The sequence below is a fragment of the Clostridium algidicarnis DSM 15099 genome (assembly GCF_002934235.1).
Lineage (GTDB): Bacteria > Bacillota > Clostridia > Clostridiales > Clostridiaceae > Clostridium_L > Clostridium_L algidicarnis.
The window spans coordinates 88,256-105,499 of the sequence record NZ_PTIS01000001.1; the positions used below are offsets into that span (position 1 = coordinate 88,256).

General features: G+C 29.0%; 18 protein-coding genes. 12 read left to right on the forward strand and 6 right to left on the reverse strand.

Annotated elements, in window-relative coordinates; all coding sequences use genetic code 11:
* Window positions 1–20 precede the first annotated feature (20 nt).
* Window positions 21–959, forward strand: a complete 939-nt coding sequence (locus BD821_RS00425) for a DUF2935 domain-containing protein (RefSeq protein WP_104408831.1) — start codon at window positions 21–23, stop codon at window positions 957–959.
* Window positions 960–1,111: 152 nt separating this feature from the next.
* On the opposite strand, the gene BD821_RS00430 is transcribed toward BD821_RS00425, so the two are convergent.
* The 4 genes from BD821_RS00430 to BD821_RS00445 form a co-directional block, all read right to left on the reverse strand.
* Window positions 1,112–1,870, reverse strand: coding sequence for a hypothetical protein (locus BD821_RS00430; RefSeq protein ID WP_104408832.1), 759 nt, complete (start codon window positions 1,868–1,870; stop codon window positions 1,112–1,114).
* A gap of 37 nt (window positions 1,871–1,907) precedes the next feature.
* The gene (locus tag BD821_RS00435; protein WP_104408833.1) at window positions 1,908–2,609 is read right to left on the reverse strand and encodes an ABC transporter ATP-binding protein; all 702 of its coding nucleotides are present in this window, start codon (window positions 2,607–2,609) and stop codon (window positions 1,908–1,910) included.
* Window position 2,610: 1 nt separating this feature from the next.
* Window positions 2,611–2,982 carry a GntR family transcriptional regulator gene (locus BD821_RS00440; protein ID WP_104408834.1) on the reverse strand — a complete coding sequence of 124 codons (372 nt, stop codon included), beginning with the start codon at window positions 2,980–2,982 and terminating at the stop codon, window positions 2,611–2,613.
* Between the two features lie 262 nt (window positions 2,983–3,244).
* Window positions 3,245–3,862 carry a HutD family protein gene (locus BD821_RS00445; RefSeq protein WP_104408835.1) on the reverse strand — a complete coding sequence of 206 codons (618 nt, stop codon included), beginning with the start codon at window positions 3,860–3,862 and terminating at the stop codon, window positions 3,245–3,247.
* A gap of 225 nt (window positions 3,863–4,087) precedes the next feature.
* Here BD821_RS00445 and BD821_RS00450 point away from each other — a divergent pair, with 225 nt between their 5' ends.
* From BD821_RS00450 to BD821_RS00465, 4 genes are all read left to right on the forward strand, one after another.
* Complete coding sequence (locus tag BD821_RS00450) at window positions 4,088–6,097, forward strand: sigma-54 interaction domain-containing protein (RefSeq protein WP_104408836.1); 2,010 nt, start codon at window positions 4,088–4,090, stop codon at window positions 6,095–6,097.
* 245 nt (window positions 6,098–6,342) lie between these two features.
* A complete protein-coding gene (locus tag BD821_RS00455) occupies window positions 6,343–7,077 on the forward strand; it encodes a gamma-glutamyl-gamma-aminobutyrate hydrolase family protein (RefSeq protein ID WP_104408837.1) in 735 nt (244 codons plus the stop codon).
* A gap of 19 nt (window positions 7,078–7,096) precedes the next feature.
* The gene (locus BD821_RS00460; RefSeq protein WP_104408838.1) at window positions 7,097–8,395 is read left to right on the forward strand and encodes an APC family permease; all 1,299 of its coding nucleotides are present in this window, start codon (window positions 7,097–7,099) and stop codon (window positions 8,393–8,395) included.
* A 26-nt stretch (window positions 8,396–8,421) separates the two neighbouring features.
* Entirely contained in the window at window positions 8,422–9,696 is a 1,275-nt protein-coding gene (locus tag BD821_RS00465) for an L-cysteine desulfidase family protein (protein ID WP_242971440.1), read from the forward strand.
* A gap of 112 nt (window positions 9,697–9,808) precedes the next feature.
* Here BD821_RS00465 and BD821_RS00470 read toward each other — a convergent pair whose 3' ends face one another.
* Complete coding sequence (locus BD821_RS00470) at window positions 9,809–10,075, reverse strand: hypothetical protein (protein ID WP_104408839.1); 267 nt, start codon at window positions 10,073–10,075, stop codon at window positions 9,809–9,811.
* Window positions 10,076–10,132: 57 nt separating this feature from the next.
* Window positions 10,133–11,191 carry an endonuclease/exonuclease/phosphatase family protein gene (locus tag BD821_RS00475; protein WP_104408840.1) on the reverse strand — a complete coding sequence of 353 codons (1,059 nt, stop codon included), beginning with the start codon at window positions 11,189–11,191 and terminating at the stop codon, window positions 10,133–10,135.
* Between the two features lie 320 nt (window positions 11,192–11,511).
* Between BD821_RS00475 and BD821_RS00480 the strand changes: the two genes are divergently transcribed.
* The 7 genes from BD821_RS00480 (at window position 11,512) to BD821_RS00510 (ending at window position 17,243) form a co-directional block, all read left to right on the forward strand.
* The gene (locus tag BD821_RS00480; RefSeq protein WP_104408841.1) at window positions 11,512–11,742 is read left to right on the forward strand and encodes a CsbD family protein; all 231 of its coding nucleotides are present in this window, start codon (window positions 11,512–11,514) and stop codon (window positions 11,740–11,742) included.
* 59 nt (window positions 11,743–11,801) lie between these two features.
* A complete protein-coding gene (locus BD821_RS00485) occupies window positions 11,802–12,032 on the forward strand; it encodes a CsbD family protein (RefSeq protein ID WP_104408842.1) in 231 nt (76 codons plus the stop codon).
* 147 nt (window positions 12,033–12,179) lie between these two features.
* On the forward strand, window positions 12,180–13,364 hold the full coding sequence (locus BD821_RS00490; protein WP_104408843.1) for a coenzyme F420-0:L-glutamate ligase: 1,185 nt from the start codon (window positions 12,180–12,182) through the stop codon (window positions 13,362–13,364).
* 97 nt (window positions 13,365–13,461) lie between these two features.
* A complete protein-coding gene (locus tag BD821_RS00495; RefSeq protein ID WP_104409106.1) occupies window positions 13,462–13,683 on the forward strand; it encodes a YdbC family protein in 222 nt (73 codons plus the stop codon).
* A gap of 400 nt (window positions 13,684–14,083) precedes the next feature.
* Entirely contained in the window at window positions 14,084–14,239 is a 156-nt protein-coding gene (locus BD821_RS00500; protein ID WP_104408844.1) for a hypothetical protein, read from the forward strand.
* A 282-nt stretch (window positions 14,240–14,521) separates the two neighbouring features.
* Entirely contained in the window at window positions 14,522–15,214 is a 693-nt protein-coding gene (locus BD821_RS00505; RefSeq protein ID WP_029453531.1) for a response regulator transcription factor, read from the forward strand.
* Window positions 15,192–17,243 (forward strand): HAMP domain-containing sensor histidine kinase, encoded by a 2,052-nt coding sequence (locus tag BD821_RS00510; protein ID WP_104408845.1) that lies wholly within the window; start codon window positions 15,192–15,194, stop codon window positions 17,241–17,243. Before BD821_RS00505 ends, BD821_RS00510 begins: the two co-directional genes overlap by 23 nt.
* The last annotated feature ends 1 nt before the right edge of the window (window position 17,244 follow it).

The following is a 17,244-nucleotide window of genomic DNA, read 5'->3' on the forward strand; positions in this document are numbered from 1 at the left end:
TTATATTAAAGAGGTTGATTATGTTATCAAATAGTAATTTTATAAGACAATCATTAGAGTTGCATCTTTTCTTTGCGCGGATAATGAAGGAGCATTCATTTTTTTTACAAATAGGTTTTGTGCAAAGAGATTCAAGTCTTATGGTTAAAGCAGACATGTTTAGAGCAGAATTTGATAGGCTTTTGGCGGATGTAATATCACTTTCTAATGGTGTTGTTAGTGCTAGCGTATTAGAGTCAGGGGAAGTGGTGACACCTTTTACATTAAAAGCAGAAATGGCTTCAGCTTATCTTACAGGGGTAAATATCCCAACTAGTTTAACAAGGGCGGAGCAAGAATTAAGGCCTTGGGATTTAAGTAAAGTTATAGAGAATCCTATGCTTGAAGAAAGAGTATGCATGATTAATAACAGAGCTATGTATTTAGTTAAAGCTTTAGCAGAATTTAAGACTATGTTACTATCAAATATCTTAACTTGTAGGTTATTTACAAATAATTATCCTTTACTTATAGAGCATATTTTAGAAGAAGCAAAGTTTTATTATAATCTTATTCAAAAACTTCAAAATCGGGAAGAGGTTATACTAGAAAGAGAAGCTTATGTGGAGGAAGTTTTTTGGAATGAAATTATGGCAGAACACTCAAAGTTTATTCGTGGACTTCTTGATCCTACGGAAAATGATCTTATAAATATAGCAAATGATTTTGGAAACGAGTTTACTGAACTAGAAGCACAGTCAAAAGAAGCCATGGATAAAACAATTCCAATCTCAAAAGTGACAAATGATAGCCTTAAAGCAACTATAGAAATAAGCAAATTTAAGGATGAGGCTACAAAAGGATTAATAGAGTGTAAAATTAAATCTATTATAATGCCCCTGCTTGGTGATCACACTTTAAGAGAAGCCAATCACTATTTACGTTTATTAAAGATATTTGAAAAAGGTAGTATGTATTAACAAAAAATATATTGAAGTATCATTTTTAAAAGACATCTAATATAACAATATACAAGCAAAAAAGATTTTCTGCAATTAAGAGTACAGAAAATCTTTTTTGTTATATGAAGATTAATAATTACAGTATAAATGTTAAAATACTAATCTTTAAATTATAAGTCTAGCTTTTTATCTATAAGATAAGAATTAAAAGTAAATAACCCCACAATTACCACAAGATAAAAGATTGCAGTAACTATATTTATATATGAATAAAAACCGCCAAGGTTAGTTGAACCATTCATAGAAGATGACACAATACTAACAATTCTTCCACCAGGAAGCTCTATTGACTGTGGAAATAATTTAACCAATTGTAAATTTAAAAATCCTATGGCTGTATTGAGCAATATGAATATTACAAAGCTTATACCGCCAATCCTTTTATTTCTAAAAGCTACCTTGCTTAAAGTTATAGAAATAAATATAGTGAGGATAGTAGTTAAAAGACCTACAACCATATAAAGAAATGGAATAAGTAGTGGTAAGGTTATAGATATTTGCCCCAATGTGGTATTAAGACCTTTGATATATATAATACTTATAAAGGCTATAGAAGCTATACTTGCTACTATTAACCATATAAAGCTTAATAAAAGTTTGCCACATAGTATGGATTTTCCGTTTAATGGCAATGTAAATGTTAAATATCCTCTCTCATCTGAAAAGTCCTGTTTATATAAGTGGATTATATATATAAAAGCTACTAAAAGAGCTGCAAAGCAAGTTAAGAAAGTTAATGTTGAGATAATTTGAATATCCCACTTTCCTATCCTACTATATAAGATAGGACACCATAAAGCCATAATCACAAGTAAACCTATAGGAAGTTTATAGCTTCCTTTTAATTCATATTTCAAATATTTAAACATATTAAAACACTCCAATCAAATTTTATAATATACATTTTTATTGTTCACCAAAAACATCACGATAAAGTTCGTCAATAGACCTTCCTTTTTCTTCTCTTAGCTCTTCTGCATTTCCCGAAAGGATTATCTTGCCTTCGGATATGAAAGATACATGGTCAAATATTCTTTCTATATCACGTACTAGATGTGTGGTTATAATCATAGAGCTATCTTTATTATAATTATTAATTATAGCATCCAAAATCTTTTCCCTTGCAACAGGATCAACACCTGCTATAGGTTCATCTAGCACATAAAGCTTTGCTTTTCTTGATAATACAAGGGTAAGATTAAGTTTTTCGCTCATACCCTTTGATAGTGAAGTTACCTTAGAATTTTTATCAAGTTTCATAAAACTTAATAACTCATAGGATTTAACTTCATCAAAATCACTGTAAAAATCTTTGAAAAAAAGAATTGCATCATTTACAGTCATCCATTTATATAAATAATTTTTATCGGGAAGATAGGAAACTACGGATTTTGTATAGGCCCCAGGAATATTACCATCTATTATGATGTCTCCACTAGATTGTGATAAGATTCCTGATAAGATCTTAATAAAAGTTGTTTTACCACTACCATTTGGACCAAGAAGTCCTAAAACTTGACCTTCGGGTATAGTTAGATTAAGATTATCCAATGCTTTTTTCTTGAAATATGATTTGCTTAAATTTTTGGCTTCAACTATATTTTTCATGTTATTTGTCCCCCTTATTAACTTCTTCTGAAACAACTCGTATAATGTCTTCATTTTCAAAACCAAGATCTTTAATTTCTTGTACAAATTTATCTATAACTTCTTTTGCCATATCCTTTTTAAGCTTAAATATTATATTTTTATCTTCAGTAACAAAGCTACCCATACCTCGTTTAGTATAGGTTAAGCCTTCTCTTTCAAGCTCTTGGTAAGCCCTTTGAACAGTATTTGGATTGATTTTTAATTCTGAGGATAGGTCTCTTATTGATGGCAATTTATCACCTCCACAAATTTGCAATAAAACTATTTTCCTTTTGATATAATTCATAATTTGAATATATATAGGTAGTTTATCATTAAATACAAAATCCAAAATATCACCTTCTTTCTTTGCTGTTTAATAGATTATATTTATAATTCAGATTCAATATTAATGAATTAGTGTACTAAGTACATAGTACACTAGTAACGTGTAAGCGTCAATATAATACTGTAAAATATATATGCAAGAGTGACATTGAAAAAACAAGAGAAATATTATAAAGTTATAACGTACTTTTGGAAAAAGACAATTATAGTAGAGTCTTTAATAAAGAGTCTACTATAATTATTTAATCAAGTATATAATTTGCTACTTAATTATATACTATTTTAACCTTAACTATATGAGCTGTATTATCGCTTTCATTAATTAAAGACATAGAACCAAAGCCCTTTTTTAAGTTAATAAGGAAAAAGTCATTTTTATTTAGTGTAAAGGATTTATTGTCTAAGCACACTTTTATATTACCTTCATAACAATAGAATCCATAGGATAAGTTTTTATGATTCCTTTTATTTTTAATGTTTAGTGAGAACTCGCTCATAGTATGTTCATTTAATCTTATATAAGAAATATTTCCGTTTGCTTTTTCTGATACCATTAAGTTGAAATCTGTTACTTTACCATAGCTTCTAGTTTCCCACTGACCACTAAAACTATGCTTTTCAAATTTACCTAAATTTATCGAGGTTTCATCATTATGAATTAATTTTATATTTCCATCTAAAATCATTATTTCTCTCCATATATTTTTTAAATATGTGAAATTAGACTCTTCATTTTCAACGTTTGCAGAGCTTATCCTCCAAATAAAATTTCTATCCTCATAATTAGAGTCTTTCGGGAAAATACAAATTTCAGTTGTAGTTCCACCAGACCACCTTTTAGTAATTTGGTTTTCTTTAGTGATAACATTTATATCATATTTCATAAAAACACTCCTTTTGAAATTATAATTATATAAGAAATTAATGATAAGATTGAGTTGGTAATATATTAAATAAGTTAACGTAATTAATATTTATCTATTATTTTTAATGTGAGTATCCTATAATTTCATTATAACAGTATTTTGAATGATTACTTTTAGTTTTGTATTATTATAAAACAATAATTAGCACACATGAAAAATTGATATAATTTTGGAGGAAAAAATATGAAGTCTATAGGTATAATAACTGATAGGGATAGTTACCTTACTAAGTTCTTAGAAGACAATCTAAGACAAGTGCTAGGGGATAAGATTGTGATTAATAGTTACTTTCTAGATCATCTAGAAGAGAAGGATATTATAGAGGATAAGGTTGTTCTCGTAATGATAAGAGAAAGAGCTTATGAAATAAAAAAATATGTTAGTGCAAAGAGCAAAATAATAGTAGTAAACAGGACATTTAGAGAAGATGAAATATACAAGGTATTTTCCATCCCAGAAGGGACAGAGGTTTTAGTGGTTAATGATAATGATCAAACTACCTACGAAACTGTATCTTTATTTTATGAAGTAGGTGTAACTCATTTAAACCTAATAGCTTACAAAGAAAATGTAGACTACTCTAATGTGAATATAGCTCTTACCCCTGGGGTATCAGAAAGGATACCAAGTCATATAAAAAAAATTATAGACCTTGGAAATAGATACATAGATATATCTACATTTATGCAAGTAATAAGTGCTCTTGAAATAGATACAATAGATATAGGCAAGAAGCTTATTAAATATTCTGAGAAAATTGTAAGTCTTGATGGTGGTATTAGAGACAAATATAAGGAATTATTTTTAAAAATGGATGAGCTTGATACCATAGTAAATATATCTAGGGATGGTGTAATATTTACTAATGATAAGGGAATAATAAAAGTATTTAATGAAAGCTTTAGAAACATTTTAGATTTAGAAGGCAATATACAAGGAGTGTCGGTAGAAGAAATCTTTAAAAAAGGACTTGAAAGAATTTTAAAAAAAGAAGAAATCTTAGACGAAGTTTTTCAGTTTAAAGATAAATATATAAATGTTAAAAAGACAAGTATATATAATTTAGGAGTTAAAGCAGGTAGTTACTATAATATTCAAGAAATAACTTACATAAAGCAATTAGAACAAAACCTTACAAAACAAATAAAGGCTAGGGGGCAAATTGCAAGATATTATTTTAATAATATAAAAACAAATTCACCGTCTATGATTCAATGTATTAATCTTGCTAAAAAGATATCAAAATCAGATCTTACAGTATTTATTAGAGGTGAAAGTGGAACAGGTAAAGAACTTTTAGCTCAGTCAATACATAATGAATCTGAAAGAAAAAAGCAGGCCTTTGTAGCTGTAAATTGTGCAGCTATGCCAGAAAATTTGCTTGAAAGCGAACTTTTTGGTTACGAAAAGGGCGCATTTACAGGAGCTTTAAAAGAAGGGAAAAAGGGGCTGTTTGAAGCAGCTAATAATGGAACAATATTTTTAGATGAAATAGGGGATATGCCAGTTTTACTTCAAACAAAGCTATTACGAGTTCTTCAGGAAAGACAGATAATGCCAATAGGATCAGAAAATATTATAAATATAAATGTAAGGATTATTGCAGCTACAAATAAAGATATTCTTAAAATGATTAAAGAAGATAAATTCAGGAAAGATCTTTATTATAGACTTAATGTTCTTCCGATAATGGTACCACCACTTAGAGAGAGGACGGGAGATATAATTGATCTTTTAAATTATTTTATTGGAAGAAAAATATACATAGAAGATGAGGTAAAAGATATTTTAATTGGTTACGGATGGCCTGGAAATATAAGAGAACTTCAAAATGTTGCCTCTTATATTTCACTCATGTGTGATGATAAGGTAGAAGTAAAGAATTTACCATCAACACTAGATTATAAAGAGAAGAATTGTAATTATGAAAAAGAAATTTTGAAAAGCAGCTGTGATTTTGAAAAATCTATAGAGTTTCTTAATTTAATAAATAGTTTTAATAAATTAGAAAAGAATATTGGAAGAGTAGCCATAATTAATATATTGAAGGAGAGAGGATTAGAAATTTCTGAGGGAGAGGCTAAGAAGATTTTAGAAACATTAAAAGACTTAGAGCTAATAAACTCATATGTAGGGAGGAAGGGAAGCAAAATAACTAAAAAGGGTTATAACTTTTTAATTAAAAATAAGTAAATATATAAGTTATATACAATAAACAGGTCGATTAAAAGGAATGTAGTCCTATTAATCGACCTGTTTATCGTGAATAATGTTAAAAATTTAATAATAAAAAATAAATAAGATATATATAAGGTTTGAAAATGTTTTCAAATGGGCGTGTTAGAAGATTCAACTAAAATAATATAAAGATTTCTAAGTCTTGGCATAGATATTGCTAATTAATATTAATATACATGTAATTATGATAGGAGGTATATATGAAAAGAAAAGCGAGAATAGGAATATCAGGAAGTATTATTGTAGATGAAGGAGGGATGTTTCCAGGATATGAAAGAGCTTATGTAAACGATGATTATATTAAATCTGTTATAAAAGCAGGTGGAATTCCAGTGATTATTCCACTTATAAAAGATGAAAAAGATATAAAAGAACAGTTGGACATGGTGGATGGAATTATAATTTCAGGAGGTCATGATGTAAATCCTTTATTATATGGCGAAGAGCCTTCACAAAAGCTTGGTGGAATATTACCAAAGAGGGATGACTTTGATATAAATTTAATAAGATTAGCAATGAAAGCAAAAAAGCCTATACTTGGAATTTGTAGAGGTCATCAATTGCTGAATGTGGTTAATGGAGGAAGTTTATATCAAGATTTATCATTTATAGAAGGGTGTTATATAAAACATAATCAAGCATCTCTATCAAATATTCCAACTCACACTATTAAAATAAAAGAAGGAACAAAGTTAAGAGAAATTTTAGGGGAAGAAACAATGTGTAATAGCTTTCATCATTTAGCTATTAAAGAAGTTGCCAAGGGATTTATTGCGTCTGCTGTATCAAAGGATGGAATTGTAGAGGCTATAGAACATGAAGGTGAAGAATTTGTGATGGGAGTACAGTGGCATCCGGAAATGATGTCTGCAGAAAATAAAAATATGCTTTCTATATTTATAAAACTTGTAGAAGCATGCTTAAATAAAATTTAATTAGATAGGGGAGATTTTTATGTTTGATAATAAAAAACTAGGGTTTTGGAGCATTGTGCTTTTAGGTATAAATGCAATTATAGGTTCAGGTATATTTTTACTGCCAAATCAGGCTATGCTTTTAATAGGCCCTTTTAGTATGGTGGTAATAGTTTTTGATATGCTACTTGTTATAAGTATTGCTATGTGCTTTGCCGAGGCAGGTGGTATGTTCAAAGAAAATGGCGGACCTTATGTTTATGCAAGAGAGGCCTTTGGAGATTTTGTAGGTTTTGAAGTAGGTTTTATGAAATGGGCTATAAGTATCATAGCTTGGGCTACCATGGCTGTAGCGTTTTCAACAGCTTTAGCAAAGGTATGGCCAGCGGCAGCAGATAAAACTGTAAGCAATATAATAGTTGTCTGTATATTGGTGGGGCTTGGATTAGTAAATATATTGGGAGTTAATATATCTAAGGCATTAAATAATATAATTACAATTGGTAAATTGGTTCCGCTTGTAATGTTCGTTGCTATAGGAATATTTTATATAAAGGGAAGTAACTTTACTCCTATGTTTCCAAGTGGAACCTATGTTGGAGGATCTTTTGGGGCAGCAGCACTTTTAATATTTTATGCATTTACAGGATTTGAATCCATAGCAGTGGCAGCTGAGGATATGGATAACCCAGAAAAAAATGTACCAAAGGCAATAATAACAGTTATGATAATAGTTTCTATGTTTTATTTATTAATACAAGGAGTTTCTATAGGAATATTGGGTGAAGGACTTGCAACTAGTAAAACACCAGTAGCTGATGCGGCTACTGTATTTCTCGGATCTTTTGGAGGAGCGATAGTAAGTGCAGGTACTCTAATATCTATAGGTGGAATAAATATAGCAGCATCTTTTATAACACCAAGAAGTGGGGTAGCTTTAGCAAAAGATGGATTAATACCAAAGGTTATAGCAAAAAAAGGTACTAGAGGTACACCATATATAGCTATAATTATAACTGTAGCTTTAGCTATACCAATAGCTTTATCAGGAAGCTTTACAAAACTTGCAGCTATAAGTGTTGTATCAAGATTTGCACAGTATGTACCTACATGTTTATCTATAATAGTATTAAGGAAAAAGAGACCAGATCTTAAAAGTTCATTTAGAGTTCCTTTTGGTCCTGTAATACCTATAATAGCAGTAGCTGTAAGCATATGGCTTCTTGCACAATCTTCTTTAGAAAAGATTTTGTGGGGACTTGGCGGACTTATAGTTGGAGTACCAATATACTTTATTATGAAAAGTTACAACAATAAACAAAGTAATACTGTAAAATAAACAAAAGAATTAAAGGGGGGCATAAGGTGGAGAAGGATATGTATATTGAACTTTTAAAGAAAGAAGTTGTACCAGCGCTAGGCTGCACAGAACCTATAGCTATAGCATATGCCACTTCTAAGTGTAAAGAGTTGTTAAAAGATGAAGTAGAAAGTATTAATTTGTTTTTAAGTGCAAATATAATAAAAAATGCCTTAGGGGTTGGAATACCTGGAACGGGCATGATAGGTATAGATATTGCAGCAGCTCTAGGATTTATAGGTGGAGATTCTAAACTAGAACTTCAAGTACTGAATAATGTTACAAAAGAGCATATAGACAAAGCCAAATCAATGGTAAGCCAGGGGAAGGTAAAAATTGAATTAAAGGAAAATTGTGATAAGCTTTATATAGAGACCCATTGTAAAACTAAAGATCATATTGCAAAGGTAATTATAAGTGGAAATCACAATAATATAGTAAAGATAGAGTTAGATGAAAATATAATTTTAGACAATGTTAATAATGAATTTAAAAATGAAGAATGTAATATAGGAAGAAAAATTACTATAGAAAATATCTACGACTTTGCAACAACTGTAGAGTTTAAGAACATTGAATTTTTATTAGAAGGGGCTAAAATGAATAAGCTTGTTTCTGATGAAGGACTACAGGGTGATTATGGCCTTAATGTAGGAAAAAAGATGTTTAATTCTACTAACATAGTCTTAGGAGGGGATAGTCTTCAAAATAGAATGGTTGCAAGTACGGCAGCTGCATCAGATGCTAGAATGTCAGGATGCACAATGCCTATAATGACTACATCTGGTAGTGGAAATCAAGGAATAACATCTACAATGCCATCGGTTATTTTAAGTGCTGAACTTAGGAAAAGTGATGAAGAGTTAGCCAGGGCACTAGCTATTAGTAATCTTGTAACTATACATGTTAAGTCTTATATAGGAAGATTATCAGCTTTATGTGGAGCAGGTATAGCAGCTTCAATAGGATCTTCAGCTGCTATTACATATCTTCTAGATGGTAAACTAAAAAATATAAATTATGCTATAAAAAATATGATAGGAAATATTTCGGGGATGATTTGCGATGGCGCAAAAACAACTTGTGCTCTGAAAATTGCTACTGGAGTTAATGCAGCAATACAATGTGCAACTCTTGCCTTAAACGATATAGAACCCATGGGAAATGAAGGTATAGTAGGAATAGATGTAGAAAAGAGCATAGAAAACCTTGGAACACTGGGTGTAAAAGGAATGGAAAACACGGATAAAACAATATTAAATATGATGTTGAACAGATAGGATAAATATAGATAGTAAAAAGATAGAAAAATAGCTATTATACACCTAAGGTATAATAGCTATTTTTCTATTTGCTATGAGTTAATTTCAAATTTAACTTTTTGTTTTATAATTACATCCTAAAAAGAATCCATTCAGAAGTTTTCATATTGACTTTTAAATCACATAATGCTATTTTTTCATTCACTATTATTTCACAAGTAAAGGTATACCCATAAACATCAGGTCCGAGTTTTTCTTTATCTCTTCTTATTATTCTCTTTATATTAAATTCGTTTTCCATTCCAGCTTCATTAGTAAAAATAAACTTATGTGGATTAATTATTCCAGCATTATCAAATTCATATACAACAGATATAGGTTTATTAATTAAATTCATTGTAATTACGCTCCTTTACATAGTAATTAGGGGTTCTAGATGTATTATTAGTATAATCTATTTTAGTATAAAATAACCCGTTACAGGATTATGATCTGTATGTTCAAATTCTAAGTTATGACCTGTTACCTTTTCAATACCTACATTTTTTGAAACTAAAAATCCATCAATTACCGATAAAAAATTTTCCCCTTTTTCATATGGAAACTCAACTGTTCTTGATGAGGGAACATTTCCATCTACAGCCCACTCAAAATCGGTAGGCTTAAAATTATCAGGTAGCTTTTGGAGCCAATCTGGAAAGCTCTCTGTAGAATCAAATTTGGTTGGATCAGTATCTTCCATAAGATGGTTCCAATCTCCACCTACAATTATATAGTTTCCCTTCTCATATTCATTAGTTATATGTTCTTTTAAGAAGCTAAGTTGTTGTTGTCTTATATTTCCGCCCTTATCGTAAGCAGATAAATGAGAATTAATTAGGACAAGGTCCTTTCCGTCTTCTACGGTAGTACGAGTTTCAATAAAGCATCTATCAAGATCTCCAAGTTGCCTTGGCCAATTTTCTTTTCCAGGATAGTCAAATCTTGATGCTGCAGAAATATTAAATTTAGATAGGGTAAGTAGTCCACAGTTGACATTCCCATGTGGTTTAGTAACTGGTATAGGGACCCATAAGACTTTGTAATTATATGCAAATGTATTACCATAAGTATCTATTTCATTGGATATATGTTCACGTTGATTTACATTAAAACTTCTAGTGGATTTTTCATCAACTTCTTGAATAAAGTATATGTCAGAGTTTTGATCTTTTAGAAAATTTGTTACACCTTCCAAATTATTGACCGTTTGTTCCTTCGAACTTGAACGAGACCCTTTTCCTCCATCCATGAAAAAGTCTTGACCTTTATCCATACCACAGTAACCTATATTGAAAGTTGAAACTGAAAAAGTAACATTTTTTTTAATAGCCTCAGAAGGATTATTTTCAGTGGTCAAATCTACTACTGCAGCAGGTTTGTAGTCTGTTATCATCAAGGTGCATACAAAGATTAAAGATAATAATATTATAATTACAACTATTAAAGATAGCGTCTTTGTTAATTTTGACATTATATCCTACCTCCTTAAAAATAAAAAGTAACTTAAACTTCAAGTATATAATATCATGAATTTTAAAAAAGTTATAGTGAGTTATATTTTCAAAAGAGAGTTCTAATGTTAAAAGTAACAATAAGGAAAAAATAATGATTTTAGAGTATAGGCGGGGACAAAAACTTTCTTTGAAATAAAGATCTTTATTGATAAAAGTGTATAAGTTATATCTAATGAGTATACATTGTGTTAAATAGTGAGAATATTGTTGCAACTACAAAGGATTTCGTATATTATTAAGCTATACTTTAAAACAAAAGATTGAGGAGGTAATATTTATGGCGAATAAACCTTTTGCAGGAAAGTGGAACAAACTTAAAGGTGAAATAAAAATGAAATGGGGAGACCTTACTAATGATGAAATAGACAAATTAGAAGGTGAACACGATGTCCTTATTGGAAAGATTCAAGAAAGATATAACTTATCAGAGGAAGAAGCTGAGGCTCAATTTAATACTTGGTATAATGGGCTAGATCCATTAATAATTGAAAGAATAAATATGAATTAGATTATAAGATATATAGAATATAAATATAATATATAATGCAAACTAAGGAGTGAAAATTTATGAATAATGATATATTTTCAGGGAAATGGAACCAACTTAAAGGTGAAATGAAGAAACAATGGGGAAACCTTACTGATGATGAAATAGATAGATTAGATGGAGAAAAAGATGTAGTTATAGGTAAGATACAAGAAAAGTATGGTAAAAGTAAAGAGCAAGCAGAATCAGAATTTAATAATTGGTATAATGAACTTGATCCATCCGTAAAAAATAGGTTAAATAGAAAATAAATATAGAATATATTCAAATAAAGATTGTGCCAAACAAGGTTTTGGCACAATCTTTTTGTGGCATTTTTTTAATAATATGTAGATTGATTAGTGGATGTATTGTATACTTATATAGGTTTAAAATATATGTTAAAGGAGATAAAAGTAATGATGAGAGCTTTAGGTACCACAGCGAGAGGGATTAGGACTCCAATCATAAAAGAAGGAGACGATCTTCCACAAATAGTTGTTGAATCTCTTTTAAAGGCAGTAGAAAGTGAAGGATTTGCACTTCATGACAATGATGTTATTGGAATAACAGAGTCATTAGTAGCAAGAGCCCAAGGAAATTATGTAACCCTTGAAGATATTGCAAAGGATGTTAATGAAAAATTTGAAGGGGACATAGCACTTATGTTTCCAATATTAAGTAGAAATAGATTTTCAGTAATATTAAAGGCATTAGCATTAACAGGAAAGAAAATTCATTTATTTTTAAATTATCCATCCGATGAGGTTGGTAATTCTTTAATGGATGTAGATAAGATGGATGAACTTAACATTAACCCATATATAGATCTATTAACAGAAAAGGATTATAGAAAACTCTTTGGAGAAAGGGTAGAACATAAATTTACAGGGATTGATTATATCAGTATGTACAAAGAAATATCAGATAATATAATTATATACCTTGCAAATGACCCAAGAGAAGCATTAAAGTATAGCAAAGAAATTTTAGTTGCTAACATACATGAAAGAGAAAGAACAAAAAGGATACTTAAAAAGGCAGGAGCAAAAACTGTATATGGACTTGATGAGATTTTAACAGAATCTATAGATGGCAGTGGATATAATGCTGATTATGGTCTTCTTGGTTCAAATAAAGCAACTGAGGATAAAGTAAAGTTGTTTCCAAGAGACTGTAAAGAATTTGTTACTAAGGTACAAAAGATTATAAAAGAAAGTACTTGTAAAAATATTGAGGTTATGGTATATGGAGATGGTGCATTTAAAGATCCTGTAGGTAAAATATGGGAACTTGCAGATCCTGTAGTATCACCAGGTTTTACAGATGGTCTTTTAGGAACACCAAATGAAATAAAGATAAAATACATAGCGGATAATGATTTTAAAGGTATGAGTTCTGCTGAAATGACAGATGAAATGAAGAAAAAGATAAAGGCAAAAGAAGGCAAAAAGGTAGAAGGAAATGAAACTCTTGGAACTACACCAAGACAAATTACAGATCTTTTAGGTAGCTTATGTGATTTAATAAGTGGTAGTGGAGATAAGGGGACGCCAGTGGTTTTAGTTCAAGGCTATTTCGATAATTACGCTACAGAATATTAAAACATTGTAAATTACCTTTAAAGATTCAATTATTATAAAGATAGTTTAGGAGTAAAGTCAAGTGAGTCTTAGAAAAACTTATAAAGGGGGTAATGTTATGGCAGATATAAAATATGAAATAAAAGAAAATGTAGGAACTATTTCTGAATCATCAAAAGGTTGGAAAAAAGAATTAAATCTAATAAGCTGGAATGGAAATGCAGATAAATATGATATAAGAGAATGGGATCCTGATCATAAAAAGATGGGTAAAGGAATAACCCTTAGTAAAGAAGAATTAAAACTAATTAGAGAAATGTTAAACAATATGGAATTGTAAAACTTTTTAAAGTTATTATTGTTATAAGCAATAACAAAAAAAACAAATAAAACATCTTCAGTGTAAAGTTTAAAAACTAATACTGAGGATGTTTTATTTTACATTTAATAAGGGGGGGGGTATAAAGTAATTTATTATTTTAATATAGATACTAGAGAGGGGGACTGACTAGTATCTATATATTAAAGGGGTTTTATTAATTACTATAATATTATTATAATAGTATTTTGTTACAATTCTATGTCATCAATAAATATTATTTGTTAACAATTAAATCTATATAAATTTAAGATTGGATAACTCTTTAGAGTAATTTTTAATTTTATATTTAGGATTATTTATAAGCCTAAATATACATACTAGTATTGAAGAAAAGTAAATTTGATTAGAGGTGAAAGATATGAAGAAAAAAGATAAAAAAGAATGGAGTAAAGAAAATTATTTAGCAAATGGCCATAAGACTCAAAATCAATGGGCTAAAAATAAGCTTGCAACTACAGTAGAGGAGCCAGGAATTAATGAGAGTGGGCTAGAAGCTAAAAGAAAAGGATATTAGTCTATATAAACTTGTAGTTTCAAAAAATTCTATAGTTAAAGTTATCTGAAAGATTTATTAGATAATATAGAAGTTAAAGAAGAACTAGGCAAAAGATGCCTAGTTCTTCTTTATTGTAAGAAAGTCTTAATGATTACAAACAGGTACCTGTAAGATTTTAGCTATATAATTTAATTAGGGCAGAAATAAAGGGAGATGTTATAATATTTTATAAGGTGTTTTAAAAGAACATTAGACAAAAGGGTAAAATAAAATGCCTAAGTATCAAGAGGGGGCAATTGAATGGAACAATATAATATATTAGTGGTAGATGATGAGAAAGAAATAGTTGATGCTATAGATATATATCTTACTCATGAAGGGTTTAAAGTTTTTAAAGCTTATGATGGATTAGAGGCACTGGAAATTTTAAGTGAACAGGAGATACATTTAATAATAATGGATATAATGATGCCTAAAATGGATGGTATGAGAGCTACAATGAAGATAAGAGAGAAAAAGAGTATCCCTATAATAATGCTTTCTGCAAAGTCGGAAGACACAGATAAAATTCTTGGGCTTAATATGGGAGCGGATGACTATATAACAAAACCTTTTAATCCATTAGAACTTATAGCAAGGGTGAAGTCACAACTTAGAAGATATGTGAATCTTGGAAACTATAAAGGTACTACTGATGAAATAATAACAGCAGGTGCTTTATCTTTAAATGATCTTACTAAAGAATTAACTGTTGATGGTGAGTTAGTTAAGATAACACCTTTAGAATATAAGATATTAAAATTACTTATGACGTACAAAGGTAGGGTGTTTTCTATTGATGAAATATACGAAAAGGTTTGGAATGAACCATCTTATAACACAGATACTGTAACAGTTCATATAAGAAGAATACGAGAAAAAATAGAAATAAATCCAAGTGATCCAAGATATTTAAAGGTGGTGTGGGGTATTGGCTACAAAATTGAAAAGTAGTAAGATATTAAGATTTATATCAGTTGTAATTTTAACAGTTAGCCTAATTTTATTAGCTTTCATGGGTATATATATACTAAAAAATTATGATAGTGTAAAAAGTCAAAATTTTTATGAGACAAATAAATTCAAAAATCCATTTAATGATTTAAATTCTGCAATTATAGATAGTTTCACAATATATAAAAGTGAGGAAGAAGTAAAAAATCCTATAAATTTACAAGAAGAGTATTTGAATGTAAATATTAAAAATAATGCACAAGGATATAATAACAGGTTAAATGTTATTAATAGATACCCAAATATAAAATATATTATAGAAGATACTAGCGAAGATAGACTTAACACTAATATAGAAAATGATTTAAGCGAAGAAACTATTACTAATTTAAAAAACGACAGTGATTTTTATTTAATTTTAAATATAGAAAATAAGAAGAATGTACTTGAAAGTGCAGATTCCAATTTTACTAAAGAACAACTAAAAAATATTATTAACAATGATAGTTTCAATTATAGAAATACAGAAAATAAAAATTTAAAAATCTCTTATTTTGTACCAAAAAGTTTTATTTATGAAGATGAGATAAGTTTAGGAAAAGAAAATTATAATAAGTTAAAATCCAAAGCATTGGTGGAAAAAGCGATTCTTTTATCAGCAGTTCTTGTTACCTTAACAATCTTAGCTTTAATATATCTAAATATTCAAAGAAAAGATAAAAACAAAGATAAAGGTATTCTTGAAAGACTATACAATAAAATATACATTGAATTTCAAACTGTAATATTATGTATAGCGTTAATTTTAATTATTAGTATTGCTTATGAATCTTTAAAAGAGCCAGTGTATACAATACTTTTAGGAATAGCTATGATAGGTACCTATTATTTAATGGCATTTACTTATGGAAGCATAATTGAAGTAAAAGGATTAGGGATTAAGGAGTTCTTTAGAAGAAAAAGCTTAATCTATAAAATTATAAACTGGGTAAAAAAGATAGTAAGGAGAATAGTAGAAGAGGTATTTCTTATAAAGTCTACAGGAATTAAGATATCAATATTTTTAATTCTATCATTTATTTTTATGATATCCATGTTATCTTTAAGAGGATCTAGTGATTTTATAACATTAATTTTAGTTATATATATACTTACCTATATAATTTCAGTTATATCATATGTAGTAAAATCTGCAAATTATTTAAATAAGATAGTAGTTGGTAGTTTTAAAATCGCTAATGGAGATTTAAATTACGTTATTGATGAAGGCGGCAAGGGAATTTTAAAGGAGCTTTCTCATAATATAAACAATATGAAGAGTGGACTTAAAGATTCTATTGATAGTGAGATAAAAAGTGAAAGGATGAAAACAGAGCTTATAACTAATGTGTCTCATGATTTAAAGACTCCCCTAACTTCTATAATAACCTATGTAGACTTAATTAAAAATGAGGATCTTACTAAAGAGGAAAGAATGGATTATATAAAGGTTTTAGAAAGAAAGTCTGAAAGGCTGAAAATTCTTATAGAAGATCTTTTTGAAGCATCAAAAGCTGCTAGCGGAGAGGTGGAGCTTAATATAGAAAAGGTAGATATAACATCACTTTTAAAACAAGCTTTAGCAGAATTTGAGGAAAAAATCAAGGAAAGCTCTTTAGATTTTAAGATTAATCTTCCTAAAGAGAAATTATATATAATGGTAGATGGTAAAAAGACCTGGAGGATATTAGAAAATCAAATTAGTAATGCTTTAAAATATTCATTAGAAAATACAAGAGTTTATATTAATATAGAAGACATAGATAATAAAGTAGTTATAACTATAAAAAATATATCAGCTTTTGAAATAGATTTTAATGAAGATGAGATACTAGAAAGATTTAAAAGAGGAGATAAGTCTCGAAATACTGAAGGATCTGGATTAGGCCTTGCTATTTCAAATAATTTAACAAAGCTTCAAGGGGGAGATTTTAGAGTCAGCGTAGATGGAGACTTATTTAAGGTGATTATAGAATTCCCCAAAGTTTAAT